This window comes from Methylocaldum sp. GT1BB, from assembly GCF_051027545.1.
In the GTDB taxonomy this organism is placed as follows: domain Bacteria; phylum Pseudomonadota; class Gammaproteobacteria; order Methylococcales; family Methylococcaceae; genus Methylocaldum.
In genome coordinates this window covers 4841605-4867146 of record NZ_CP194902.1, presented here as the reverse complement: position 1 = coordinate 4867146, position 25542 = coordinate 4841605, and the positions used below count along the sequence as shown (strand labels likewise).

The window sequence follows — 25542 nt, the reverse complement described above, 5'->3', positions numbered from 1 at the left end:
AGGCGTTGGCGAACCGGCGAGTAGAGCCGGTGCGTATCGATTAGGCGGATTCATTGTGCGATACGAGATCATTCGGTAGAGGAGAAGTTTATGCGGGCTCCCGCCATCGAGGTTCGTGGTCTTAACAAGCGCTTTGGCTCGGTGACGGCTGTGGACGGAATTTCTTTCGCGGTACCGGAAGCAAGCACTTGTGCCTTACTCGGCGGCAATGGAGCAGGAAAGACGACCACTCTGGCGATGTTGTTGGGACTCTTGTTGCCATCTTCTGGGAGTATTCGGATCATGGGCGTGGATATGATCAAGAATCGGTATCCCGCGCTGTCCCGCATGAATTTTACCTCTCCCTACGTCGATTTGCCGCATCGGCTTACGGTGAAACAGAATCTCGACGTTTATGCCCGTCTCTACGGCGTTCGGCATCGAGCCGCGTGCTTGCGGTCTCTTGCGGAGCGTTTCGATCTAGAAGCATTGATGAACCGCGCCTACGGTTCCCTTTCGGCCGGGCAGCGTACCCGCGTCGCCTTAGCCAAAGCGCTCTTGAACGAGCCCGAAGTGTTGCTGATGGACGAGCCGACTGCTTCCCTGGACCCGGCTTCGGCGGATACGGTCCGAACCTTGCTGAAAGCCTATCAGGAAAAATCCGGGGCCACAGTTCTGCTCGCTTCCCATAATATGCAGGAGGTGGAGCGGCTATGCGATAACGTCTTGATTCTCAAGCAAGGGCGTATCGTAGATCGGGATACGCCCGCGATGCTGGTGCAGAAATACGGACGAGACAGTCTGGAGCAGGTTTTCATCGATATCGCGCGCGACCAAGATCGCCAGTCCGCTTAGTGTAGCGTGTATACATGTATATGAGCTTGCAACGTGTTTTCGCCTTGGTCATGCGCTATCTGTATTTGATGCGCAGCTCCTGGCCTCGGTTGATCGAGCTCATTTATTGGCCGACCATGCAGATGATTTTGTGGGGGTTTATCAACCAATTCTTCGTCGGCCACAGTGAATGGGTGGCCCAGGCTGCGGGATTGTTGATAGGCGCCGTTCTACTCTGGGATGTGTTGTTTCGTGCCCAATTAGGTGTTTCCGTAGTCTTTTTCGAAGAGATGTATTCCCGAAACCTCGGGCATTTGTTCGTCAGTCCGTTGCGTCCTTACGAATTGGTCATGGCCTTGTTGACGGTCAGTTTTTTGAGAACCTCGATCGGCGTCGGGGCGGCAGCGGGTCTGGCGGTCGTTCTGTATCGGTACTCGATTTTCGATATGGGGCTTCCGCTCGTGGCGTTTTTTGCAAACCTGCTCGTCATGGGATGGGCTATCGGGTTGATGGTGGTCGCGCTCGTATTGCGTTACGGACTAGGAGCGGAAAGTCTGGCTTGGGCCGTGATTTTTGCAGTTGCGCCGCTCAGCGGGATTTATTATCCAATTTCCGTGCTTCCCGATTGGCTGCAAAAAATTGCTTTGCTGTTACCCTCCAGCCATGTCTTCGAAGGTATGCGTGCCGTTGTGCGAGATCATGTTTTTTCTCTCGATTCGTTTTGGATGGCCGTTCTGTTGAACCTGATTTACCTCTTGATCGGTTTCGCTCTTTATCTTTTCGCCTTTCATGTCGCCCGTAAACGCGGCCTATTGTTGCAAATGGGGGAATGAGTGGGCTGTCGCGATAGCCTGGAACCGTCCTAAGTACCTGAAGCTCCATTTTCCGGAGCGACCGCAAACAATGAACAAAGTCAACGTCCTGTTTTGTTGTATGGCTAATATATGCCGGTCTCCGATGGCCGAGGGAGCCCTAAGAGAACTGGTGAAGAATGCCGGTTACACGGACAAGATATTCATAGACTCGGCCGGAACCCATGCTCACTATTTGGGGCGCCCACCCGATCCGCGAGCTCAGCGGGCCATGTTGGAGCGGAGGATCGATATCAGCGGTTTACGCTCAAGGAGGATTTTGCTCGCGGATTTTCAGAGGTTCCACCACATTTTGGTGATGGATGCAGAAAATTACGACGCGCTGCGGTTTATTTGTCCGAGAGCCCACATCCACAAGATTCGGTATCTTCTAGACTTTGCGCCTCAGTTCAAGACACGTGATGTTCCCGACCCATATCATGGGGAAGAAATCGTTTTTTACCGGGTGCGAGAGATGATAGAACGGGCAGCGGAGGGAGTATTCGCGTACTTACACGAGTCTTTGAACGACAACAAAGTTACGTAAAACGAGAGGGTTGAAAGCCTAATTCGTGTCACGCCCCTAAAAAGTCAAGGCTACAATCTTGAACATCATTATTAACGCTCATAGAATAGTGTCCCGTTGCGTGGTAATCGGCTCTAGCGCGGGTTTCCACCAGCGGGCGTAACCGAGTTACGTCGTCATGGACGCTCTTGATGTCAGGGAGCGTTGTGTCACAAACCAAAGAGTTTTGTTGAGGTAAGAAAGATGGAACAAGAAAAAGACAATTTCTGGCTCTACATCGGCGGTATCATCATAGCGACTGTTGTCGGCGTTTTCCTGTTGAAGAGCAGGGAAATGGAAAGCGTGCCCGCCAAGGCCTATGAGGAAACAAGGGCACAAATCGAGAAACAGATCGAGAACGCAAAACCCTAGGAAATTTTGCCGCTGAAGCAGGAGCCAATACCTGCAAGGCAAGCGCTAAAACCGGAGGAAAAAATAACGGCTCGGAGGAGCATCTGATCGCTAAGCTTTGTTGCGTAAGGAGGTTGAGAAAATCAGCCGTAGTTGCGGCCTAGCCCTCACCGGACTTATGCAACAAAGCTTCTTTTGGCCATTTTCAAACCCGTCTACTTAATCTCTCGTCGCGTACAATACGTTGCGCGCGGGGCGTTGTCGGTCAACTCCAAATCAGCTTTGTGTCGGACGGCTAGCAGCAGCGCCCATGATCGCGGACCCACTCAGCCAGTTTTTCTGCCTTATGCTCTGTAAGCTGCTCCCAAGAAAAACGCCATTGCCAATTGTCGGCGATCGTTCCGGGCGTATTCATGCGATGTCCATGACCCAATTCCAGGACATCCTGCATCGGTATTACCGCTAATCTCGCCACAGACGCGAGCGCGCATCGAACGAGGCTTTGCGGCATTCCCACTTTGTTATCCCCGCAATGATCAAGTAGGTATTCGGAAACACGATGACGCTGTTCCTCCGACAAGTTTTCGTACCAGGATAACGTCGTGTCGTTATCGTGAGTCCCCGTGTAGACCACGTTGTTCTCGGTGTGGTTATGGGGCAGATAAGGATTATCGTCGCCCCCGTCAAAGGCGAATTGCAGTATCAGCATGCCCGGAATATCAAACCGGTTGCGAAGCGCTTCCACCTCGGGTGTGATAATGCCCAGGTTCTCTGCAACCAAGGGTAAGCCCGAGCCGTTGAGCGTGGCGAATACCGTTTCCAGCAGGGCGTCGCCCGGAGCCTTCACCCAGCGGCCGTGAATCGCCGTTTCGGATTCGGCCGGTATCTCCCAGTATGCTTCGAAACCTCGGAAGTGGTCGATGCGTACCCAGTCGTAAAGCGCCAACTGACTCCGGAATCGATCCAGCCACCAGCGGAAGCCGGTCGCTTTCATGTGCTCCCAGTTATAGTGAGGATTTCCCCAGCGTTGGCCGGTAGCCGAAAAATAGTCGGGCGGCACTCCGGCCACGACGCGGGCATAACCGGTCTCGGTCAAATCGAAACATTCTCGACAGGCCCACACCTCGGCGCTGTCGCCGGCGACGAATATCGGCATGTCGCCGAACAACATGACTGCTCTCTGCTTGGCATAGCGTCTTAACTCCGTCCATTGCTCGAAAAAAACGAATTGCTCGAATTCAACCTGAGCGATGCGATCCGCCAGACGTAATCGGGCAGCTTCCAGCGCGGCTGGCTCTCGGTCCCGAATGGCGTTGGGCCATTCCTGCCATGCCTTGCTGCCGAGTTCCTCGCGTAGAGCAATGAACAGCGCATAATCCGATAGCCACCAGTTCTGCTTTTTAACGAATTCGTCATAAGCAGTGCGGTATTCGCTTTGCAAGCATGCTTGGAAGGAGCCGAAGGCCTGTTTTAGGCAACGAAATCGATAATCGGCGACCGAGATTTCGCCGATAGAATCCGGCGGCGCCGGTAGCCAGCCGCGATCAGACAGCCATTTAAGATCTATCATCAGCGGATTGCCGGCATGGGCCGACAAGCACTGGTAGGGTGAGCCATCGGCATGGGTCGGATTAATCGGAAGCGTTTGCCAGACGCTTATGCCGCAGTCAGCCAGAAAATCGACGAATCGATAAGCGTTTTGACCCAAGTCCCCGTTCCCGAGACTGCCGGGCAGGGACGTGATATGCAGAAGAATGCCGGCCCGACGCCGGTCCAATATGCTGTGTGCGTGCGTCAATTCCCCACCTTAACGACTATGAGTTGGGACTTTCCCAGATATGCTTTCGCTAGCGCTTAACGGGATGTTTGGAGATTTGGAGCGTCTTTTTCGCGGATATTGCTGGACGACAGTGGTTTGATGTCAAGAGACAAGTGCAAGTTAAAAGGCGTATCAAGCTGATTTGTTCCTTGCCGGGATTCCGGCAAATACGTTTTCGAGGACGGCTGTGCAATCCACCCGACGGGCGCCCGGGATTCGCCGCGGGTGTTTTGAGGGCATTGCGCGCGCAATTTTTCGATCACACTAGCTGGCTAAGGGGGATCTCGGAGAGATCGAGCGAAATAGCGATGTGGGCGCCATTCAAAACGCAAGAGCTTTTTTTATCAAATAATTTTCGATGGCGCTTTAAGCGCCAATGCAGAAAGCCGGAAGATTAACCGAGCCTCAACGGGCGAAATGCAGCCGCTGTCCGAGAGCGTCCGGAGTCACCAGAACCACGCCACCCGGACTGACATAGAACCGTTTTCGATCTTCTTCCGGATTCTCCCCGATCACGGTATTCGGTGGAATATGGCAGCCCTTGTCGATGATCGCTTTGGTAATGCGGCAGTGCCTGCCGACGTTAACATCCGGCAATATCACTGAATCCTTTACCTTGGAGTACGAGTTCACGCGGACATTGCTGAACAGCAGCGAGTGCCTGACTTCGGCGCCGGAGATAACACAGCCGCCGGATACCATGGAATCTACCGCCATTCCACGGCGATCGTCGTCGTCGAACACGAATTTGGCGGGCGGGGTTTGTGCCTGATAAGTCCAAATCGGCCAATCCTTATCGTACAAGTTAAGCTCGGGATCGATGCCGATCAGCTCCATGTTGGAGGCCCAATAAGAGTCCACAGTACCGACGTCTCGCCAGTACGCTTGTACGCCACTTTGTACATCGCGGAATGGATAGACAAATACTCGATATTTTTTAATTACCGCGGGGATGATGTCCTTGCCGAAGTCGTGACTCGAACCCGGTGTGTCCGCATCTTTGATGAGCTGTTCGAACAAGAAGCCGGTGTTGAAGACATAAATGCCCATGGACACCAATGCATGATCGGGCCGATTCGGCATGGGCGGTGGATTTTCCGGCTTTTCGACAAAGTTGGAGACGCGTTTGTCTTCACTGACATGCATGACTCCGAACGCTTTCGCCTCGGCTAGCGGCACCTCCATGCAACCGATGGTCAAGTCGGCCTGCATTTCCACGTGGTAGGCCATCATCAAGCCGTAATCCATTTTGTAGACATGGTCGCCGGCGAGAATCAGGATATATTCAGGGTCCCTTTGGCGGAAGATATCCAAATTCTGGTATACCGCGTCGGCGGTCCCGGCATACCAAGCTTCCTGAAGGCGCTGCTGGGCAGGCAGGATATCGACAAACTCGCCCAGTTCGGCTCGTAAGAACCCCCAACCCTGCTGAATATGCCGAATTAACGAGTCCGCTTTATATTGCGTTAATACGCCAACTTGTCTGATGCCCGAGTTTATGCAATTTGAAAGTGGGAAATCGATAATTCGAAATTTGCCTCCGAAAGGCACGGCCGGTTTGGCTCGCCACTCGGTCAGCTTATGTAATCGTGTTCCGCGGCCTCCAGCCAGAATAAGAGCCAAAGTATGCCTAGTAAGGCGGCTGACGAAACGGGACGCATGCATCGACTCTGGCATGAAAGGCTCCTTTAGACTGTGCCATCCACTGGGGGCGCAAATTTGATACCATAACGCCCAGGTGTTTCGGGCATTTGCCAACGGCTATATTTTACTATCAGAGGCCAAATAAAGTGAACTCGACCGACACACAATCCGCGAACGAAGCCGGCGGCGTTTTGCCTCAGATGGATTCTGAATTGCAGCGGATCGTTCTGGCGCGCCACCACGATCCGTTTGCGGTTTTGGGTCGGCATCGGACCGAGGGTGGCGATGTCATCCGGGCGATTGTTCCGCAAGCCGAGACGGTGCGGATCGGGGAGCGAGGCCCGGACATGCAACGCATTCCCGGCACCGATGTGTTCGAATGTCATCTGGATCATGATTCCGTTCCCGAGCATTACCGCCTGTTATGGACGGACAAGTCGGGGCAGCCGCAAAGCCATATCGACCCGTATACGTTTCCGCCGCAGCTTTCCGACTTCGACCTTTACCTTTTCGGCGAAGGCAAACATTGGCATATCTATCGTATCCTCGGTGCCCATCCGCACACCGTGGACGGGATCGACGGCATCCTGTTCGCAACATGGGCGCCGAACGCGGAGAGAATCAGCGTGGTGGGCGATTTCAATGCCTGGGACGGGCGGCGGCATCCGATGCGGGTCCGGGGCAACAGCGGAGTGTGGGAACTATTCATTCCCGAGCTCGAACCCGGAACGCTGTACAAATTCGAAATTCGCAACCGCCAGCAGGGTACCGTTCTTTTAAAAACCGATCCTTACGGCCGGCAGTTCGAGCTACGCCCGAATACCGCTTCCTTGGTCGTGCCCGACCGGGCTTACGATTGGAATGACGACGATTGGATGGAACACCGCGCGAACCGCGATTGGCTCCACGAGCCCATGTCCGTTTATGAGGTCCACTTAGGGTCTTGGCGGCATGATGCCGAAGGCGAATTTCTAAACTACCGGGAGCTGGCCAAGCAACTCGTGGCCTATGTCAAGGAGCAGGGCTTCAGCCATATCGAATTACTGCCGATCACCGAGCATCCTTTCGATGGATCGTGGGGTTATCAAACCACCGGCTATTTTGCGCCCACCAGCCGTTTCGGTACTCCGGAGGATTTCCGCTACTTCGTAGATTACTGCCATCAAAACGGAATCGGTGTCTTTCTGGACTGGGTGCCCGCTCATTTTCCGAAGGACGCGCACGGGTTGGCCTGGTTCGACGGTACGCCGCTATACGAACACGAGGACCCGCGGCTCGGCGAACATCGCGACTGGGGTACGCTGATCTACAACTACGGCCGAAACGAAGTCCGCAATTTTCTGATCGGCAGTGCGTTATTCTGGCTGGAAGAATTTCACCTCGACGGACTTCGCGTCGATGCGGTCGCCTCGATGCTTTACCTGGATTATTCCCGTGAACCCGGCGACTGGATCCCCAACAAGTACGGCGGCAACGAGAATCTGGAAGCGATCGCCTTTCTGCGCGAGCTCAATACCGTGACGCACCAGCAATTTCCAGGCACGCTTATCATGGCCGAAGAATCCACCGCCTGGCCGCAGGTGACCCGTCCCACCTGGACCGGGGGGTTGGGCTTTTCGATGAAATGGAACATGGGCTGGATGCACGACACCTTGCTCTACATGAGCAAGGACCCCATCCATCGCCATTATCATCACGATCAGCTGACCTTCGGCTTGCTGTACGCGTTCACGGAGAATTTCATACTGCCGTTCTCCCATGACGAAGTCGTCCACGGCAAGGGTTCGATGCTGCAAAAAATGCCGGGAGACGATTGGCAGCGTTTCGCCAATCTGCGTTTGCTGTACACCTTCATGTTCACTTATCCGGGCAAGAAGCTGCTGTTCATGGGCTGCGAGTTCGGTCAAGGCGGTGAATGGAATTTCAGCAAGGCTTTGGACTGGTATGTACTCGCGTACCCCAATCACAGCGGACTCAAGCAACTGGTGAGCGATCTCAACCGCCTTTATCGGGAAAACCCGGCGTTACATAGGTTCGATTTCGAACAAAAAGGCTTCGAATGGATCGATTGCCACGATGCGCCTCAGTCGACTCTGAGCTATCTGCGACGGTCCTCCGACGAGTTCGCGGTCATGGTGTTCAATTTTACCCCGGTGCCGAGGCAGAACTATCGCATCGGCGTGCCGGAGCCCGGCGTCTACCGAGAGATCTTCAATTCCGACTCGCGTCATTACGGCGGGAGTAATATCGGCAATAGCGCCGTGACCACGGAAGCAAAGGAATGGATGGGAAGGCCGTATTCCATCAGTCTTACACTGCCCCCTTTGGCCGGAATCGTTTTGACTTGCGAGGTTCTTAAGGAGGATGAACCGGAACCTCCCGAATGAAGAAAATACTCTTCGTCACCAGCGAGGCGTATCCGCTCATTAAGACCGGGGGGCTCGCCGACGTCTCGGGAAGCCTGCCGATAGCCTTAAAGGGCCTAGGCCACGATGTCCGCATACTGCTTCCGGGATATGCTTCGGCCATGGCGGCAGGTCATTTCGAACAGGTCCGACTGCTGCACGGCGATGGCGAAATTGCCATTCTGGAAGGCGTTCTGCCCGGTTCGACGGTACCGGTTTGGCTGCTCGCCCATCCCCAGTACTTCGGGCGGTCCGGCAATCCATATTTGGGGCCGGATGGAAAACCCTGGCCCGACAATCCCGAGCGGTTCTCGTTGTTGTGCCATGTTGCCGTGGAGATGGCCATGAATCGGCTGGGACTCCGATGGAAGCCCGACATCGTGCACTGCAACGATTGGCAAACCGGTTTGGCACCCGCGTTGCTCAGCGACGAGCCGGGACGGCCAGCCACCGTTTTCACGATCCACAATCTCGCCTATCAGGGAGTCTTTCCTCACGAAACCTTCGTCAAGCTGCGCTTGCCGAATCGATTTTGGTCCAGTCAGGCGCTGGAGTTTTACAACCAGTTGTCCTTCATCAAAGGAGGATTGGTTTTCGCCGACCGGATCACTACCGTGAGCCCTCACTATGCCGAGGAGATTCAGGGAGAGGAGTTCGGTGCCGGACTCGAAGGCTTGCTCAAGCATCGCCGGGAGCGGCTCAGCGGCATACTCAACGGTATCGATGCCGACGCTTGGAATCCGGCCACCGATCCCTTCATTGGGACGAATTTCGACATCGATTCGCTGGAAAAAAGGCCGGCCAACAAAGCGGCGTTGCAGCGGGCGTTCAAGCTGGCGGAGGATGACGGGATCGTTTTGATGGCTTGGGTCGGGCGCTTGGTTCAGCAAAAAGGCATCGATCTCGTGATCGAGCTTCTGCCCAAGCTGATTCGGATGCCCATTCAGCTCGTCATCGTGGGCAGCGGCGAAGCCCGATACGAGCAGATTCTATTGCACTGGGCACGTCTGTATCCCGATCGTATCGCGGTCAAGCTGGGTTACGACGAGCCGAGCGCGCACCTGATCGAAGCCGGTACCGACCTATTCCTGATGCCTTCCCGGTTCGAGCCCTGCGGTCTCAATCAGATGTACAGCCAACGCTACGGGGCCGTGCCGGTCGTACGTCATGTGGGCGGTTTGGCGGATACCGTGGACGATGCCAACGCCACGAATCTGACGATGGGCCGGGCTACCGGGGTGGTTTTCCGCGATGCTGCCGCCGATGATTTGTTCCACGCCTTGAATCGAGGTTTCGTGCTTTGTCAGAATAAGGTGCTTCGGGAGAAGGTCCAAAAAGCCGGTATGAGCAAGGATTTTTCTTGGCAGCAAAGCGCTCAGCGTTATCTCGATTTGTACGATCGGGCCATGGCCGATCGCCTGACTGCCGACAGCTTGCTGCGTCTCGACGTGGAAACCTAAGCTTTTCGTGCCGATATGTGGCTACGTCTCGCCTTTATCGCAATCGCCGTCACAGTCTCGAATGCCCCGGCCGCCGCTCAGGATTTGTCGACCATCGAACTGTTCCACCGTCCGTCGGATGAGATGGTGCCGTTGATCCAGCCCTTGCTGGGGCCGGGCGATGTCGTGATCCCCGCCCGCGATCGGCTTATTCTGAAGGCCGACCCCGGAAAGGTCGAAGAAATCCGCGACTTGGTTCGGCAGCTCGATAAAAGTTCGCACAGACTTCTGATCACGGTCACTCAAGGCCGTGATCTGTCCACGGAAACCTTGAATGCGCAGGGGCGTTTGCGCGGACGGATCGATCTGAACCGTCCGGCCGATTCGGATATTCGTATCCGCGGGCATCTTTATCAGTCGGAAGGCCGCGATTCAGCCGGCCACACGCAACAGTTGCAGACTCTGGAGGGGCGATCCGCCTATATCGAAGTCGGAGAACAGATCCCTGTTCCGACTCAATCCTATTACGGCTATGGGTACGGCTACAGCGAAAACATCGAATACCGGCCGGCAACCACCGGATTTGCGGTAACGCCCAGATTGTCCGGCAGCGAGGTGATCATAGAGCTGTCGCCTTGGTCCGACCGGCTCAGCCGGGACCGGTTCGGCGTCATCGACACGCAAAGCGCACACACGGTAATACGGGCCGCGCTCGGCGAATGGGTCGAGATCGGCGGACAAGTGGAAACGTCCGTCCGCGAAGAAAGCGGGCTCGCCAGCCGAAGCTATTCCACCCGCAGCCAGCAAAACAGGATTTTTCTCAAGGTCGAGGATTTGGACGCGGGTAAGCCTTGACGACCATTATTCCTCCCTCAACGCCAAGGCCGGAGTTAGTCTGCTTGCCCTCCATGCCGGATAGAGTCCGGCGATCAACGCCGCGGTAATCGAAAGAAGCGGCGCTTGCCACAGCTCCACGCCGGAAACCGCCAAATCCATGCTCCAGCCGAAAGACCGAAGGTTGATGACCTTGACCAGTGCCATGGCCAGGGCGAACCCCAGGGGCAGTGCAAGAACCCCGGCGCAAAGGCCCAGAAAACCGGTTTGCGTGAGCACGAGGCCGATCAGTTGCCGCGGCGTCATTCCCAGCGATCGCAGCACGGCGAATTCCCGCGTCCGTTCGAGCTGTATCGCCAGCAGCGCGCTCAGGATCCCGATCAGCGCGACCCCGACGGCGAGGAGGCGCAGCACATGGGTGACGGCGAAGGTGCGTTCGAAAAACTCCATCGAGGCTTGCCGGATTTCGATATTCGAACGGATCAGCACGGTGCCGGGTTGCCGAGTCAGGTCCTGTATTTTCGCTTTTACCGCTTCTGCCGTAATCCCGCTTGCGAGATAAAGGCCGAGCGAGGTTACGCCGGTATCGTTCCAAAGGTTCGCATACAAGTCCCGTCGCAGGACTGCGAGTCCCTGATCCGAGCGGTAATCGAAAAAGACTCCGGCGATGACAAACGGCTTCGGACCTCGTGACGTGCTCAACATTAAGGAATCGCCGGCTCCCAGCCCGTGCCGCGTGGCAAAAGGTTCGGAAACGATGACGACCGGCTCGGCCATAAACCGCTTCCAAACCGTCCGATCGTCGGCCGATTTGAAACGGAACGCCGGCCGCTCCGGGTAAGCCGGCTGAAACGCCAGGAGCTCGATGCGGCCGACTGAGGATTCGGCGAAGGTCCGGCGTCCGAGGCTGAAGCCCGCGATGCCGGGCAAGCGAACGGCGTCCTCCAGCAGGGATGAGGGCAAGGGTTCGCTCGCGATGCCGGTTTCCGTGGGACGGGCCACGTAAAGATCGGCCTGAAGCAGTTGTTGCAGCCAATCGGCAATGGTGAAGCGAAAGCTCTCCACCATCATGCCGACGCCGATGGCGACGGCTACCGAAATGCTCAATGCCGCCGTCGCCAAACCGGTTCGGCTCAAAGCGGCGGACGTACCTCGGATGGCCAGGCGGACGATTGGCCTGGCGGTGCGCGGACACAGTCTGGTGAGGTCCAGCATCGCTGCGGGGATAAAGAGCGCATAAGCCCCCGCCAGCAGGAAGATCCCGACTATCGACGTAATCAGACCGGCCGCCGGCCAGTTCAGGAGGAAGACTCCGAGGATTCCGCTTGCTATCCCCAATAAAGTCAATTTTGGGAGCCACCGGCGCACGCTCTGTTCCAGGCCGGAGCGGCGCTGGGCGCGGACCGGCCGGGTCGAAGCCGCATCCAGGGCGGCGGGCAATGCCGCCAATACCGAGGCCGAGATTCCGATCGACAGGCTGCGCAGTAAAGCCGCGGGAGAGACCGAAAACTCGGTCACCGTGACGACGAAATACATGTCGTTGATGGTGCGGGTGATTTGATCCAGGAGACCTCGAGCCGCTGCCAGTCCCAGCATCAATCCGAGCAAGCTGCCGAAGAGGCCGAGCAACCCGGATTCCAACAAAATTTCGCTCATGAGCTGATTCCGGGTGACGCCGACGATGCGGAGATTGGCGAGCAGCGGACGGCGTTGCAGCACCGTGAAGGTCATCGTGTTGTAGATCAGGAAAAGGCCGACCAGCAGCGCCATCAGACTCATGGCTTTCAGGTTGATTTCGAATGCATGGGCCATGCGCGCGGTTGCGGTGTTTCGTCCGGCGGCATCGATCAGCGCGGTGTTTTCGGGCAGCATGCCATGCAGCTTCTCCAGTTCGCCCGGATCGTCGGGCAAGACGAGATCGATGCGGTCGAGCCCGCCGATCTTGCCCAGTACCTCCTGGGCCGTGGCGATGTCGGCGAGCAGCAGGCCTTCCAAAGCGGGATCGGGCTTTTCCTCGGGATCGACATAGCCGACCGCGCGTATCGTCCGCGGCGTGCCCGCGATCTCCACGGTCAGGTTGTTGCCGAGGCCGATGTTGAGCCGCTGGGCGGTGATGCGGGAAATCAGCACCGCGCCGGGTTCCGTCAGGAGATCGACCAGCGCGGCGAACGAGGATCGAGTGAGCCCTTGCCGTATCGGGCTTTCCGAGAAGGGGTCGAAGCCGGCGAGTCGCAGGGTCTGATCGTGCGCCGCGACATAGCCTTCGACGACGGGCGCCATGGGCACATCGCCTAAACCCCGTCTGAGCTTGGGATAAAGCGTCTCATCGAGGAGTCCGGCCCCGGCGACGATGTGATGGGTAGTCTTGCCGGTCAGCGCGCTCATCGACAGCTGAAAGGCGCGGCGCGAACTCTCTACGGCCAAATCCACCGAAACCAGCATCGCTACCCCGAGGGCGATCCCCAGAATCGCCAGCACGAGCTGTAGCGGATGCCGGTAAAAGTGCCGGCGATTGGCTTTGTTCAGCAGCGTCATCATGATATGAGCCTGCCGTCTCGCAGCTCCCACACCGCATCGGCGCGCTCGGCCACTTCCCGGCTGTGGGTGGCGACCAGCAAAGTCTTGCCGCGCCTTCTGACGGCGTGATCGAGGAGATCCAGAATGTGCCGCCCCGTCGCGCTGTCCAGATTGCCGGTCGGTTCGTCGGCGAGAATCAACGAGGGATCGTGCACCAGCGCCCGGGCCAGGGCGACCCTTTGTTGTTCGCCCCCGGACAGCGAATCCGGATAGCTGTCCTGCCGGTCGGCCAAACCGACTTCTTCGAGCAGCGTAACTGCCCGGCGCCGGGATTCTTCGGCGGAAAAACCGTTCAATTCCGCGGGCAGGGCGACGTTTTCCAGCACCGTTAACGTCGGCAGCAGATTGAAGAACTGATAGACGAAGCCGATATGGCTGCGCCGGAACAGGGTTCGCTCCGGTTCGCGCAGTCGGTTCAGATCGAGATCTCGAACAATGATCGATCCGGAGTCTGCCACGTCCAGACCTGCGATCAGATTCAAAAGAGTCGATTTCCCCGATCCGCTCTGTCCCAGCAAGGCCACGAAGCGCCCTTCGCCGATGTCGCCGTCGATACCCTGGAGCACCGGACGCAGTCGGTCGCCTTCCCGATAACCATGAGTCACGCCGCGCAGCATCAGCAGCGGTCGCTCGGAATGGATGGCGGCGGGGGCTTCGGTATGCAAGTTGCCTTTGGTACTGTTCGTGACGAAACTCAAATCACATCGTCACCCCGGCATGGAAGGGGCCGACTAAAGGCCCGTTTGCGATTGGGACTGCCGGGGTCCAGGTTACAAGGACGTAGACGCCCCGCCATCCTCGGCCTCTGGATTCATGTCCCACAGTCCCTGTGCGGCACCCTTCGGGCGTGATGCGTGCAAACCGGCCTCGCCACGCTACGCCGTCCCGCTTCGCTCGCGAGTCCTGGGCAGTCCTTCCCTGGCCTGCCCGCTCGCCGCATTGCGCCTCGCCCTGCCGATTTGTCCGGCACAAATTTGCCAGGAGCAAATTTGGACGTGCGCAGCACGGTCCGAAGGACGAACCCCGGGGACGGGGTGAGCAAGCCATGCCGGAATGACGACCAATACTGACATTTCTTCCTTTGCGTGCGGTAAACGGCCGACACCGCCCTAAGACGGTAAGTCGAAGTAATGGATGCTGAACAGATTGCAGTCGTCCAGCCAACATCCTCGGACCCTGAATCCCGCCGTCCGGGCCAGCCTTTGAAATTCTTCGACCGTGTACTTGTAGGAATTTTCCGTGTGCACCGATTCGCCGTCGGCAAATGTGAGGACTTCTCCGGCCAGGTGAATTTCCTGCGCGCCGCGGCTGATCAGGTGCATCTCGATGCGGCTTTCTCGGGCATTGTAGAAGGCATAGTGATAGAACCGGCCGGGATCGAAATCGGCGTCCAACTCGGTGTTGAGGCGGTGCAACACGTTCAGGTTGAACTCACGGGTCAGTCCTTGCGCGTCGTTGTAGGCCCGGTGCAGCACCGCCGGATCCTTCTTGAGATCGACGCCGATCAGCAAACCGCCGTCCGGTTCCACGAGTCGAGCGACCCGTCGAAGGAAAGCCAGAGCCTCTCCGGGCTCGAAATTACCGATGGTCGATCCGGGGAAAAACACGACTTTTTTCGATTCGGCCGATGCCGGAGGCGGCTCGAACGGTTCCAAGCCGGCGGTATAGTCCATGCACATCGCGTGCACCCGCAACCATGGGTATGCGGCTCCCAGCGCCTGCACCGAAAGTTTCAGATGATCCTTGGAAATGTCCATCGGCATGTAGACGGCGGGGTGCAGGGTTTCCAGCAGGAGCTGCACTTTTTGGCTGTTGCCGCTGCCCGGCTCGATGAGGATACAGTCCTTGCCGATGGTTTCCGCGATCTCTTGAGCGGAGTCGCGGAGAATGCCGATTTCAGTGCGGGTCGGGTAATACTCGGGCGTCTCGCAAATGGCCTCGAACAATTCGCTGCCCCGCTTATCGTAGAACAGTTTCGGGGGCAGCCGTTTTTTCGGGCTGAAGAGGCCGCTCAATACCTCGTCGAGGATATCCGCCTGCGCCGGCTCCCGGTCCGTGAATCGGATGCGCCGAGCGGTCATGAGCCATCCTCCGCCAAGCGGATGCCGGTAAACTGCCAGCGGTCCGGCGGATAAAAAAAGTTTCGATAAGTGGTGCGGATGTGCGACTCCGGCGTCGCGCACGAACCGCCTCGGAGCACCATCTGATTGCACATGAACTTGCCATTGTATTCGCCGATCGAGCCGGCCAGCGGCTTGAATCCGGGGTAGGGCGCATAAGGGCTCCGGGTCCATTCCCAGACGTCTCCGAAAATCTGCGCGATATCGCCTCCTTCCGTTTCCGAAGTCGCAGCGGGATGATAGCGGCCCGATTCGCGGAAATGACCCCGAATCGTGCAACGGGACGCGGCGCATTCCCATTCCGCTTCGGTCGGCAGGCGTTTGCCCCGGAAACGGGCGTAGGCGTCCGCTTCGTAAAAGCTGACGTGGCAAACGGGCTCGTTCTCGTCGAGAGGGCGCATTCCCGACAAAGTCATCAGCCACCATTCGCCCTCGATGTTCTCCCAGTACAGCGGAGCCTGCCAGCCACGCTGCCTGATCGCCGCCCAACCGTCGGAAAGCCACAATTCCGCCCGCCGATAGCCGCCGGCCTCGACGAACTCCAGGTATTCGCCGTTGGTGACGAGGCGCGAGGCGAGGCGGTAGTCCCGGAGGTAAACCTTGTGGCGGGGTGTTTCGTTGTCGTAGGCGAAGCCCGAGCCGGCATGGCCGATCTCCCTGAGACCGCCGCCGTAGTCCAGCCATCCCAATGCCGACGCGGCCGGAGCTTTCGGATGGTTCGCGTGGCGATAGACCGGCCTCAGGGGATTGACGGCAAAGTTGTATTTGATGTCGGTGAGGAGAAGTTCCTGATGCTGCTGCTCGTGATTCAAGCCGAGCAGGAGGCGCGAAGCGATTTCATCCTTGTCCGACGGCGGCGGGGCAGTCAGCAATTCAGCCATGGCTTCGTCCACGTAAGCGCGATACCGGTAGATCTCCTCTACGGTGGGCCGCGCCAACAGGCCCCTCTGAGGCCGTGGAAAGAAGCTTCCGACGGTTTCGTAATAAGAGTTGAACAAATAACCGTATCGTTCGTGAAAGAGCCGGTAAGGTTTCAGGTAAGGGATCAGCAGGAAGGTTTCGAAGAACCAGGTGGTGTGGGCCAAATGCCATTTCGGCGGACTGACGTCGGGCATCGCCTGGATGACGTAATCCTCGACGGCCAGCGGCGCGCACAAGGTTTCGCTGTGCCTGCGAATGGCCTGGTAGTCCTCGAGCAAGGCATCGGTCGGATTCTCTTTGCGCGCGAAGCGAGCGGAACGATCGGCTTGTATCATGTGTTACCTCCCTGGATCGCAGGGGGCATTCTAAAATGCCGAGCCTTTCAAGGCTAACCGTAGTGTTACTAAAGGGGTAAATTCCAGCGCAAGAGGAGAATCTGTCAGTACACTTTGAAACAGTGCAGTGCGTGACGGAAAGTGATCGTTGTCAGAATGTCAAAACAATAGCTTTTTTCCGTCCGAATCGATTCATATTCGATTATCGGAAATTCGGCGTCGAATCAGAACTGTTCACGAAACCCCGTCCACCATTCGCCGTCAGCCCGTGTCAAAAAAGCTTGACCTGCATGAACGGCAGCCGTCACCTCGCTTCTGCGGGCATGCACCAAAGCCAGCGTCGGCGCCCGGTGATAGCTGCGGCACCGGTTGCGATACAGCGGATCGATAAGCCAGGCTTCCAGCCGGCCCTGCACGGCCGTCGCGCCGCGGCGGTCGGCATCGAGCAGCAGGGATGCGAAAATTTCGTTCTCGTTATTTTCGTCCGCGACGATCTGCATCACCTCCGCGATGCGGCTGGGCGAAAGGTAATAAAGATACCAACCCGACAGCTTACCGTTCGAATCGCGGACCTGCCGTCCGATCAGCGGACCCCGCGAGGTCACGCTCGACATCTCGTCCAGCAGCCAGGCCAGATAGGATTTGCCGTAATCGGGGTGAAGACGCCAGCGCGCCGAGAGCCTAGGCCAAGCCGCCGCCATGGCTTCCGGCGCGAGATCTTCCTCGACAAGCTTTTCGGTGGAACGTGCCGGACGCAACATGCCGTTCTTCAAGAGGCTCCGTGCCGCACCGTCGAGCAGCACCGAGAGCGGTCGGGACATGCTTACGACCCGCCTGAGAGCAGGATGCTTCCGGCCGATGTATTGGCTGGCGAATGCCGCCGGCCGGAGTAACCGTATCCAGCCCAAGGAGTGCAGGTGCGCGGTCTGTCCTCCCAGTTGCTCCCACAAATAACGCCCCTGGTCGTTTGCGCCGTCGGTAATCGATAAATCCTGAGGACCGCCGAGAAAGTGCCGAAGCAAGAATACGCCGGCGCCCTTGGCCCTTGCCTCCGGAAGTGTCGCGAACGGTCCGCTGCACGCCATGCGTATCGGCCGGCCGTCGAAGATCATCCGCTGCACGCTCACTCTCAGAAATCCGCCGATTCGGCCTTGAGCATCCTCGTAGACCAGCGACGGAATCTCGGGATCGTAGCCTGGCGGATCGAGACACATGCGGCGTACGTAGTCGGCCAGTCGGTCCGGTGCCGCGGAGCGATCCGAGCGGAATACCCGTTCGAGGACTGCCGCTACCGCCGCGATGTCATTAGACGTGAGCGGGCGAATGGACTGGCGCCGCAGACTCCTGACTCGCGCCGGCTCAAGCGACATCGGTGAGATTCCGCCGGCTTTCGATATAAGCCGCAATTCGGCTTACCGAGCGAAATTTTTCCAGGTTCAGATCCAAGTCGTCGATCGATACCGAGATGCCGAACTCCCGCTCCAATTGAGCGATCAAGTTGACGAGCAGTAGAGAATCCAGCAATCCGGCGTCCACCAGATCGGTATCGGGCTCGGGAATTTCGATGTTGAGGCGATCGAAGAGGAGGCGCGTAACGGCTTGCATCAGTGACTCGGTGCTTTGAGGCATTTTGTTCTCCGGTGCTCATGGGCCAATAAATCGAATAGCAGACGGTCCAGGTATCGATCGCCCAACCGGTGACAGCGTCGTTGCCGCCCGATCGGTCGAAAACCGGTTTTCTCCAGAACGCGGATCGACGCGACGTTTCCCTCCACGGCCCACGCGTTAATCGCTTGCAGCCCCAAGCTGCCGAAGCCGTGGTCCAGTAACTGGCGGACTGCCTGGGTCGTATAACCGCCGGTTGCGTACGTCTTGTCGCCGAGCACGTACCATAAAGTGGCGGTTTTGAAGAAATCCGTGATGCTGCTGAGCCCGACGATGCCAATCGGCTGTTCGCTCTCCGGCGGCGCGAAAAGGCGTAAACAGTGGATGTCGCGCTGGACCATCACCTGCAACAGCATTGGCGTCAGGATTTGCACGTCGCCGCCGAAGTCCAGCCATCGATAGTTCTCTTCGGCAGCGAGCCAGTCGGCGGCGGTCGCCAACCACTTGCCGTCAAGGTTCCACAGCTGTGTCATGTTGAAAGAGGCTCCGCAAACGAGGCCGGTCGATTTTGCCGTTGGCGTTCTTGGGGAGTCGCTCCAGTGGCAGCCAATGCATCGGTAACGCATAGCCCGGGAGCAATCGAGACGCCTGCTCTCGCAAATGGGCTGCCGACACCGTTGAACCCTGCCGCGGTACGTAGGCGCAGCAGATGGCATTGCCCTCGAATCCGTCGGTCGGCATGGCTACTACGGCACATTCTTCGAGGCTCTCGATCGAATGGAAGGCCGCTTCGACTTCTCCGAGCTCGATCCGGTAGCCACGGCTCTTGATCTGGGTGTCGGCGCGTCCGACGAAGTAGAACAGGCCATCTTCGCCTCGTCTCGCCAGATCGCCGGTCTGGTAGATGCGGTCTTCGGAGCCCGCCGCGTGGGGATGGGGCAGAAAGGCCGCAGCGGTTTTCTCAGGGTCCTTCCAGTAACCGGGGCTCAGGCCCGCTCCCCCGATGTACAAATCGCCGATTTCGCCGGGCGGAACTTCGTTCAGTTTCGAGTCCAGCACCAGCAACTCTTCGCCGGCGCAAGCGGTGCCGATCGGAATAGGCGCCAGCTCGCTCCGCGGGCATTCAGGTACGGTGTAATAACTGCTCGCTATGGTCGTTTCGGTCGGACCGTAAAGATTGGTGAACCGGACATGCGGCAGTCGCTGCATGAAATGGATGAGGGTCGGAGTGGGCAATACCTCGCCGCACCACAACATCCGTTTGAGCATGGGAAAGTCGTTCTGCGTCACGATGCCGTGCTTGGCCATAAGGTTCAATACCGATGGGACCGAAAACCATTGGGTCAACTCGGCCGAGCGGATGAATTCGGCGAGTTTGTGCGGCAATAAATTGAGCGCAGACGGGATCATGTGCAGCTCGGCTCCCGCCGAAAGCGTGCCGTAGATGTCGAACATGGACAGATCGAAATGCAAGGGCGTGTGGCCCGAAATCCGGTCGCCGGGTTCGATGCCGAAGTAACTCCGTGCCCACTCCACGAAGGCGATCACGTTACGATGAGTGATGACCACCCCCTTGGGGACGCCCGTCGAGCCGGAAGTGAATAGAATGTGCGCGATATCTAGCCCGTTGTTTTCGGTCTCCGGCGGTACGGAAGGATATGTGTCCACCTCGGTCATATCGAAGCATGCGGTGAATTTCCGTCCGTTCAAGCGATATTGCTCGATCGAGCCGATCATCATGGGGTAGTCGCCGATCTCTTCAAGGATGTCATCCAAGAGTTTCACCGCCTCGGACGAGACCAGCGCTCCCCACGGCTCGGAAATTCTGATCATCGGTGCCAGGCGCGCGGGGGGGCTGGTCAGATCGATCGGAACATAAACCGCATCTGCCTTGAGCACGCCTAGCATGGCCACGACGGCAGCCGGCGATTTAGGCAGCAACAGACAAATTCGATCGCCGCGGCGGCAACCGGCTTTTAGCAAATGCCAAGCCAAGCGCGAGCTGGCTGAATCCAGTTCTCCGTAAGTCAAGGAGGAGCTTCCCAGGGTAACGGCGATGGCATTCGGGCGCAGCTCGGCCTGTCGGGAGACGTAATCTTGCAACAGTTCGGGCACGGCGGTTACCCCTTTAGGGATTCTAGGGCTTCGCGAAAAACGATTGCCGTATGCTCCAGTTCTTCCTCGCTGGGCGGGATATCGAGAATGAAAGTACGATAGCCGAGCCCGACGTAGCTGGCGATTTCCCGTGCCACCCGTTCGTAACAGCCCACCAGATAAGGGCAAAACGTCTGGTAATTGTGGAAGGGGCCGAGCCAATAGGGGTTATCGTCGTCCACGGCCGCTGCATGCGACGACAGCTGTTTATGCCAGTCGGAGTCCGACACTTTCATTGCGAGATGATGGGTCAGCTGTCCTTCGCGGGTTTCCGGAAAACGCTCTAAGGCGGCCCGCCATGCCTGCTCGGCCGAGGAACGTGCCACGATGCCCACCCGAACGCCGCAGGGCACTCCGACATTCTTTTCTACGCCTCGCTCTTCATTCGGAGGCAAGGGATACTTGATCGCCGTCGCGCCTATCGCGTGAGCCGCCGTCATGCCGGCATCCGACGAGCCCGATATCAGGATGCCCGGCTGCAACGAAGGCGGCAGCTGCGGAGACATCTTAAGATTGTGGATACGGTAATACTTTCCTTCGAAGCTTACGCCCGCCGGGCTTTCCAGCAGTTGCCGGATAATCGTCGTGTACTCGACCGTACGCGCGTAGCGCTCGTCATGGGGCGTATCATCGCCAAGGGCCGACAGATCGTTGCGGAAGCCGCCGGCCAGCATGTTCAAATAGACACGCCGCCCGTACAGAAATCCTAGCGTCGCGACTTTCTTCGCGGCCGTATAAGGGTGCATATAGATCGGCTGAACGGCCACCAGCGGAGCTAAGGTCGCAGTGTGTTCCAGAATGATTTGACTCACCAGCCACGGGTCCGCCAGCGAGTTGTCGGTGTAGACCAGAATGCCTCGGCATCCGATACGCTCGCTCCAGCGGGCTACCTCGATGACACGCTGTCGATAGGATTTCGGATCGCCGGTAGTGGATTGAGGGCAGGTCGAGAAAACGTCGATCGCGTCAAGACCGATGCGGCTTTCTCCGGAAAAATCGGCAGATGCACTGTTACGCTGAAGCTGCGACATAAAGCCTTCCTTGGAAATGTCGTTCCAGATCGTTGGTTAAAGCCTGCCTAGCGTGCGCAAAGCGGCCATTGTCCTTTTCGGCCGGGCAGTCGGATCGCGATTGGGCTTGACGCTTTTTCGATTCGGTGTCCGTGAGTCTCTGAGTCAAGAATTGGCGTGTCGTTGCCCGATCGATACGTTCATATAAACGTCTTGTGGTCCGGTTCGCCCATTCGTACGTTTACCTATCTTGTCGGGTACGCCGTCTTCAAACGGTCAGCAAAATAGCGCTGCATGAATCGGCCCGTCATCGGCAGAATGGCGACGCCGAGGGATACGTAACCTAACCGGATTCTGCGCCATGCTTCTTGCATGCCCGAAAAATCACTCCGCTGTCGTACTCGGTCCAGGTAGAGCAGGATGGCGTCGCGTGCCCGGCCCGCATGCCCGGATGCCAGATTGTCGATGGTCTGGTGAAGTTGAATGATGGTGGGATCGATTCCGTAATGGCGGAGAATATCCGCAACCTGCATATAGCCGGCCCCGAGTCCGCTCAACTCGATGGCGAGATTGAGACCCAGCAGTTCCGGGAAATAGCGGTCCTTGAGCAGCCCGATAGCCAGCATGTAAACCGGCAATTCAAACGCGGCGTCGGTTAATCTTCGATCCTGGGCGAAGCCTTCGGTCTCGAACTCGGGAATCGCCAAGTCCAAGCTCTCCAGCAGCCGTCGATAGACATTGGCATGATTGCGTCCCGGTCTGCCGTTTCCCACCTCGTCGGCATAGATATGCAACAGATGCCGTTCGATCTCGCCGAGATTTTCGGAGGCCGTCGGAATGGCGGCCAGCCAGCAGCCGTCGACCAGAATGGACGGCGCCAGTTGCAGAATTGCCCAAAGACAAAACTCCCGCCCAATCCTGGGATTGCCGTTCAGGGGACGATAGCGCGCGGCTTCCTGCCGATAAGCGGCTTCTATCCACTCGCTGAAGGCCGCCGGATGATAATGGCGCAAAGAACGACGGATCGGTTTCAGCAAGTCCAGCCATCGGCTGCGGCCAAGAATGCGCTTCACCGCGATCGTCGCTTCGGGCGGGCAGTCGCCGGCGGATTCGGCACGGAGCAGCGCGGAGAAGAGCCGTCGGCGGCTCATGGCAGGCGGCGAGGGCTGGTGTTTTTTCGGTCCAGCCCGTGCGTTCTGTGGAGTTGGCACTGCACGGGGTTCGCTAATGGACCGGCGAGCCGTTTCGCCGGCGTCGATTGCTTCCGATTCGGCATCGGGATTTTCGATCCAGTTGAGACAGGACCGCCGTTCCTCTTCGGTGAACACGCCGAACATGGCGCCACCGAATTGCATGGCTCGAATCAGCCGGCCGGCGGCTGGACATCGGAGATCCACATAAGGCGAGGTGCGCAATGCTTCGAGCATCGCACCGGGATCGTCCTCGGCCTGTGCCAGCCATTGATCAAGGCTACGCTCTTGGAGCATCACCCGACGATGGTAGCCGACGGCGTACCGGCACTTCGCCCTAACGATGTCGGCCATGGCGTCGGCGGCCGTCGGGCGTCGATTCCGGTCGGCGGAGAAAGCGAGCAGAAGTGATTCGAACGCATGGCGGTAGAGGTGCCAGCCGGCGCGGATACGCGCCAAGTGGCCGTATTCCCGGAGGTGGGACTCCAACGCAGCTGATGCCAAAGGACGGACAGCGTTCGAAAATCGTTCCCGTGCCGAAATCCAAGCGGTTTCAGGGCTATCCGAGAGAGTAGCCCACCAAGCCGAATCCAAAAAGCAATGAGCAAGGGTGTAGCCCAGCAGCTCCGGAAAGAAGGTACGGGGTTTGTGCATCAGGCCGAGATGGAGGCAGGGCATGCGCAGGGCGAAATCGGGGAAACGCCGGTCGCTGAAAAAAGTAGGGCTGTAAATGGGCGGGAGCGTTATGGTCGAATTCGTCAACAAGCTCCGGAAATGTAGGGAAAGGGGCGGTGAGTCGTCCTCCAGCCCGATCGTTCGGCAGTAAATCGCAAATAGGTGACCGTGCGCGGACAAATGGCCCGTGGCCGGCTGGGATACGCGGGCCAGCCACGCGCCTTCGAGCAACGCGCTTGGACTGAGAGCCAAGAGCAACGATCGTCGTTCGGCTGGGTCGGCGACATTCGGCGCGTTAACCGGCACCCAGGTTTCGAGTTGGAAGTCGGGTCGATTTTGCTGCTCTTGAGCTTCGATCAAAGCGGCTTTCACGAACTCTTCGGCGGTTTGCAGAGTTCCTCGATCGGGAGGATCGTTCAGCAGAACCTGGCAAAGAGAGCGGAAATCCGGCGACGCGGTCATGGCTGAAGACCTGGCTTGGTGAACAGATGATCGTCGATGACCAGGGCGTCGAGGCCGGACGTGAGCAATACGCCGGCGGCGTCCTCCACGCTGTGCACGATGGGTTTGCCCATGACGTTGAAGCTGGTGTTGAGCAGGACCGGCACGCCGGTTCGTCGATGAAATTCGCCGAGCAGCGCATGAAAACGCGGATTCCAGTCTTGCTTGAGCGTTTGCAGCCGACCGGTGCCGTCGACGTGGACCACGGCGGGCACCCGGTCAAGTACGGTGGGCCTGAAGCGCAGGGTACGATCCATATAAGGGCTTTCCTGGTAGTTTTCGAAGAAATCCGGACCGTGCTCGTGCAGAACGACCGGCGCATAGGGACGGAAGCGTTCGCGGAATTTCACGTCTCGGTTGATGCGCTCGCCCATGTCCCGCGACCTGGGGTCGGCCAGAATGGAACGATTGCCCAGCGCGCGGGGGCCGAATTCGGCGCAGCCTTGAACCCAGCCCAAGATTTTTCCCTGGGCCAGAAGATCCGCGGCAGCGGTTATTACGGCTCCATCCGGCAAGTGTCGAACCGGAAGTTGTGCGTACTGAGCGAGACGTTCAATGGCGTCGCGCTTGATGCGGCTACCTAAATAGGGCGAAAGGCGGCGGGGTTCCGTCCGGCTTTCCGGATGGTCGTCGTGAAACGCCAGCAGGGCTGCGCCTAAGGCGGTCCCGTCATCGGCAGGTGCCGGCGGGACGTACAGCGATTGGAACGGCGTATGTGCCAACAGCTGACCGTTGCAGACCGAGTTGAGCGCGCATCCTCCTCCGAAAGCCAGATTATCGGACGAGGCGAGTTCGTGGAGATTGGCGATGAGCCGGTTGACGGTCTCGGTGAAGAAATGCTGGCCGGTATGGGCCAAATCCGCGACGGCCTCCGGTGCTTGATTCTTCAATCTCCGACGGGTTATCAGGCGGTTCAGGTACTCGAAGAATCGTTCGTAATCGGGAGCCAGGCGCAAGCCCTCGATCCGCATCGTGCCGCGCAGCCAGCTCAAGACCTCCTCGTCGATCCGTCCGTAGGACGCGAGCCCCATGACTTTCCATTCCTCGCCGCCTATCCAATCGAAACCGCATAGCTCGGTGAGCTTCATATAGTAGAATCCCAAGCTGAGCGGGCCGCGTGCTTCGAAGAGAGGTTTCAGGCGTCCGTTGCGATAGGCGAAGAACGCCATGGAGCCTTCCTCGCCATAAGAATCGATTACCGCGCAGGCCGCCTCGTCGAAAGGACTCCCGTAACACGCCAGCGCGGCATGGGTCAGATGATGGTCGTAATGGCGGAAACGGACGGATGCGCCGGGAAAGTCGCGGCCCAATGTTCGCGCCAGGTTGAGCCCGATCCGCCGCATGGCGTGGTGCTGGCAAGCCAGCATGTGGTGGATCTGATACATTTCCAGCCACGTGGTAAGACGGCGTCCTTTGCCGTTCAGGATGCCCCGGGGCGACAGCCAGCCGAGCATCTTCGCGAGTCTTTCGTAGATCGGCCGGGATCGGCGCCAGTTGCAAGCAATGACGAACTCATCGGCATCGCCGCAATGCTCGCTCAGAAGCTTAGGGATAAGGTATAGGTTGTCCGGCTCGCAATTCAGGGCGCGCTTGTATTGAAGGTGGCGTTCGGTAGCCTCCGCGAATAAGATCTCGCCCGCATGGTTCAGGATGGACAGCGCCGGATCGTGATAGGTCGCGCAGAGGCCAACATAATACGTTCGGGTGTCGTGTTTTTTCATCGCCGATTCCGA

At 58.1% G+C, this 25542-nt stretch carries 20 protein-coding genes; 7 read left to right on the top strand and 13 right to left on the bottom strand.

Going from position 1 to position 25542, the window contains the following annotated elements; genetic code table 11:
- Window positions 1-90: 90 nt before the first annotated feature.
- The 4 genes from ACR2TX_RS22880 to ACR2TX_RS22865 all read left to right on the top strand — a co-directional run bounded on the left by ACR2TX_RS22880 (window position 91) and on the right by ACR2TX_RS22865 (window position 2601).
- Window positions 91-834: an ABC transporter ATP-binding protein gene (locus tag ACR2TX_RS22880; RefSeq protein ID WP_077730556.1), complete on the top strand. Its 744-nt coding sequence runs from the start codon at window positions 91-93 to the stop codon at window positions 832-834.
- A gap of 14 nt (window positions 835-848) precedes the next feature.
- Entirely contained in the window at window positions 849-1646 is a 798-nt protein-coding gene (locus ACR2TX_RS22875; protein WP_077730557.1) for an ABC transporter permease, read from the top strand.
- Window positions 1603-2211: a low molecular weight protein-tyrosine-phosphatase gene (locus ACR2TX_RS22870; RefSeq protein WP_434130761.1), complete on the top strand. Its 609-nt coding sequence runs from the start codon at window positions 1603-1605 to the stop codon at window positions 2209-2211. The genes ACR2TX_RS22875 and ACR2TX_RS22870 overlap by 44 nt, the downstream gene beginning before the upstream one ends.
- Window positions 2212-2433: 222 nt before the next feature.
- A complete protein-coding gene (locus ACR2TX_RS22865) occupies window positions 2434-2601 on the top strand; it encodes a hypothetical protein (protein WP_168175425.1) in 168 nt (55 codons plus the stop codon).
- A gap of 274 nt (window positions 2602-2875) precedes the next feature.
- Here ACR2TX_RS22865 and malQ read toward each other — a convergent pair whose 3' ends face one another.
- Window positions 2876-4378 carry a 4-alpha-glucanotransferase gene (malQ, locus tag ACR2TX_RS22860; RefSeq protein ID WP_240502531.1) on the bottom strand — a complete coding sequence of 501 codons (1503 nt, stop codon included), beginning with the start codon at window positions 4376-4378 and terminating at the stop codon, window positions 2876-2878.
- A gap of 426 nt (window positions 4379-4804) precedes the next feature.
- Window positions 4805-6076 carry a glucose-1-phosphate adenylyltransferase gene (gene glgC / locus ACR2TX_RS22855; RefSeq protein WP_077730559.1) on the bottom strand — a complete coding sequence of 424 codons (1272 nt, stop codon included), beginning with the start codon at window positions 6074-6076 and terminating at the stop codon, window positions 4805-4807.
- Window positions 6077-6243: 167 nt separating this feature from the next.
- On the opposite strand from glgC, the gene glgB reads away from it, so the two are divergent.
- From glgB to ACR2TX_RS22840, 3 genes are read left to right on the top strand one after another with little or no spacing between them, the layout of a single operon-like run.
- Complete coding sequence (glgB, locus tag ACR2TX_RS22850) at window positions 6244-8430, top strand: 1,4-alpha-glucan branching protein GlgB (RefSeq protein WP_156879769.1); 2187 nt, start codon at window positions 6244-6246, stop codon at window positions 8428-8430.
- On the top strand, window positions 8427-9908 hold the full coding sequence (gene glgA / locus ACR2TX_RS22845; protein ID WP_077730560.1) for a glycogen synthase GlgA: 1482 nt from the start codon (window positions 8427-8429) through the stop codon (window positions 9906-9908). Before glgB ends, glgA begins: the two co-directional genes overlap by 4 nt.
- A gap of 15 nt (window positions 9909-9923) precedes the next feature.
- Window positions 9924-10742 (top strand): hypothetical protein, encoded by an 819-nt coding sequence (locus ACR2TX_RS22840; protein WP_077730561.1) that lies wholly within the window; start codon window positions 9924-9926, stop codon window positions 10740-10742.
- A gap of 6 nt (window positions 10743-10748) precedes the next feature.
- Here the strand turns inward: ACR2TX_RS22840 and ACR2TX_RS22835 are convergent, their stop codons facing one another.
- From ACR2TX_RS22835 to ACR2TX_RS22785, 11 genes are all read right to left on the bottom strand, one after another.
- Window positions 10749-13259 carry an FtsX-like permease family protein gene (locus tag ACR2TX_RS22835; protein ID WP_434130760.1) on the bottom strand — a complete coding sequence of 837 codons (2511 nt, stop codon included), beginning with the start codon at window positions 13257-13259 and terminating at the stop codon, window positions 10749-10751.
- Window positions 13256-13915 (bottom strand): ABC transporter ATP-binding protein, encoded by a 660-nt coding sequence (locus tag ACR2TX_RS22830; protein ID WP_434132537.1) that lies wholly within the window; start codon window positions 13913-13915, stop codon window positions 13256-13258. The genes ACR2TX_RS22835 and ACR2TX_RS22830 overlap by 4 nt, the downstream gene beginning before the upstream one ends.
- Before the next feature lie 492 nt (window positions 13916-14407).
- Window positions 14408-15379, bottom strand: coding sequence for an L-histidine N(alpha)-methyltransferase (egtD, locus tag ACR2TX_RS22825; protein WP_156879772.1), 972 nt, complete (start codon window positions 15377-15379; stop codon window positions 14408-14410).
- Window positions 15376-16674: an ergothioneine biosynthesis protein EgtB gene (gene egtB / locus ACR2TX_RS22820; RefSeq protein ID WP_434130759.1), complete on the bottom strand. Its 1299-nt coding sequence runs from the start codon at window positions 16672-16674 to the stop codon at window positions 15376-15378. The genes egtD and egtB overlap by 4 nt, the downstream gene beginning before the upstream one ends.
- 224 nt (window positions 16675-16898) lie before the next feature.
- Window positions 16899-18044 carry a hypothetical protein gene (locus ACR2TX_RS22815; protein ID WP_434130758.1) on the bottom strand — a complete coding sequence of 382 codons (1146 nt, stop codon included), beginning with the start codon at window positions 18042-18044 and terminating at the stop codon, window positions 16899-16901.
- Window positions 18034-18303, bottom strand: coding sequence for a phosphopantetheine-binding protein (locus ACR2TX_RS22810; protein ID WP_077730566.1), 270 nt, complete (start codon window positions 18301-18303; stop codon window positions 18034-18036). Before ACR2TX_RS22810 ends, ACR2TX_RS22815 begins: the two co-directional genes overlap by 11 nt.
- The gene (locus ACR2TX_RS22805; protein ID WP_133718148.1) at window positions 18279-18812 is read right to left on the bottom strand and encodes a GNAT family N-acetyltransferase; all 534 of its coding nucleotides are present in this window, start codon (window positions 18810-18812) and stop codon (window positions 18279-18281) included. Before ACR2TX_RS22805 ends, ACR2TX_RS22810 begins: the two co-directional genes overlap by 25 nt.
- The gene (locus ACR2TX_RS22800; protein WP_434130757.1) at window positions 18790-20394 is read right to left on the bottom strand and encodes an amino acid adenylation domain-containing protein; all 1605 of its coding nucleotides are present in this window, start codon (window positions 20392-20394) and stop codon (window positions 18790-18792) included. The genes ACR2TX_RS22805 and ACR2TX_RS22800 overlap by 23 nt, the downstream gene beginning before the upstream one ends.
- 5 nt (window positions 20395-20399) lie before the next feature.
- Window positions 20400-21464 carry an LLM class flavin-dependent oxidoreductase gene (locus ACR2TX_RS22795; RefSeq protein WP_434130756.1) on the bottom strand — a complete coding sequence of 355 codons (1065 nt, stop codon included), beginning with the start codon at window positions 21462-21464 and terminating at the stop codon, window positions 20400-20402.
- Window positions 21465-21688: 224 nt separating this feature from the next.
- Window positions 21689-23770, bottom strand: a complete 2082-nt coding sequence (locus ACR2TX_RS22790; protein ID WP_156879775.1) for an iron-containing redox enzyme family protein — start codon at window positions 23768-23770, stop codon at window positions 21689-21691.
- Window positions 23767-25530: a carbamoyltransferase family protein gene (locus ACR2TX_RS22785; protein ID WP_347257510.1), complete on the bottom strand. Its 1764-nt coding sequence runs from the start codon at window positions 25528-25530 to the stop codon at window positions 23767-23769. The genes ACR2TX_RS22790 and ACR2TX_RS22785 overlap by 4 nt, the downstream gene beginning before the upstream one ends.
- Between the last annotated feature and the right edge of the window lie 12 nt (window positions 25531-25542).

Bases quoted from the DNA above. Each gene is read 5' to 3' on its own strand.
- ACR2TX_RS22880 (WP_077730556.1), top strand. From the start codon at position 91: ATGCGGGCTCCCGCCATCGAGGTTCGTGGTCTTAACAAGCGCTTTGGC.
- ACR2TX_RS22875 (WP_077730557.1), top strand. From the start codon at position 849: ATGTATATGAGCTTGCAACGTGTTTTCGCCTTGGTCATGCGCTATCTG.
- ACR2TX_RS22870 (WP_434130761.1), top strand. From the start codon at position 1,603: ATGTCGCCCGTAAACGCGGCCTATTGTTGCAAATGGGGGAATGAGTGG.
- ACR2TX_RS22865 (WP_168175425.1), top strand. From the start codon at position 2,434: ATGGAACAAGAAAAAGACAATTTCTGGCTCTACATCGGCGGTATCATC.
- glgC (WP_077730559.1), bottom strand. From the start codon at position 6,076: ATGCCAGAGTCGATGCATGCGTCCCGTTTCGTCAGCCGCCTTACTAGG.
- glgB (WP_156879769.1), top strand. From the start codon at position 6,244: ATGGATTCTGAATTGCAGCGGATCGTTCTGGCGCGCCACCACGATCCG.
- glgA (WP_077730560.1), top strand. From the start codon at position 8,427: ATGAAGAAAATACTCTTCGTCACCAGCGAGGCGTATCCGCTCATTAAG.
- ACR2TX_RS22840 (WP_077730561.1), top strand. From the start codon at position 9,924: ATGTGGCTACGTCTCGCCTTTATCGCAATCGCCGTCACAGTCTCGAAT.
- ACR2TX_RS22835 (WP_434130760.1), bottom strand. From the start codon at position 13,259: ATGATGACGCTGCTGAACAAAGCCAATCGCCGGCACTTTTACCGGCAT.
- ACR2TX_RS22830 (WP_434132537.1), bottom strand. From the start codon at position 13,915: ATGCTGCGCGGCGTGACTCATGGTTATCGGGAAGGCGACCGACTGCGT.
- egtD (WP_156879772.1), bottom strand. From the start codon at position 15,379: ATGACCGCTCGGCGCATCCGATTCACGGACCGGGAGCCGGCGCAGGCG.
- egtB (WP_434130759.1), bottom strand. From the start codon at position 16,674: ATGATACAAGCCGATCGTTCCGCTCGCTTCGCGCGCAAAGAGAATCCG.
- ACR2TX_RS22815 (WP_434130758.1), bottom strand. From the start codon at position 18,044: ATGTCGCTTGAGCCGGCGCGAGTCAGGAGTCTGCGGCGCCAGTCCATT.
- ACR2TX_RS22810 (WP_077730566.1), bottom strand. From the start codon at position 18,303: ATGCCTCAAAGCACCGAGTCACTGATGCAAGCCGTTACGCGCCTCCTC.
- ACR2TX_RS22805 (WP_133718148.1), bottom strand. From the start codon at position 18,812: ATGACACAGCTGTGGAACCTTGACGGCAAGTGGTTGGCGACCGCCGCC.
- ACR2TX_RS22795 (WP_434130756.1), bottom strand. From the start codon at position 21,464: ATGTCGCAGCTTCAGCGTAACAGTGCATCTGCCGATTTTTCCGGAGAA.
- ACR2TX_RS22790 (WP_156879775.1), bottom strand. From the start codon at position 23,770: ATGACCGCGTCGCCGGATTTCCGCTCTCTTTGCCAGGTTCTGCTGAAC.
- ACR2TX_RS22785 (WP_347257510.1), bottom strand. From the start codon at position 25,530: ATGAAAAAACACGACACCCGAACGTATTATGTTGGCCTCTGCGCGACC.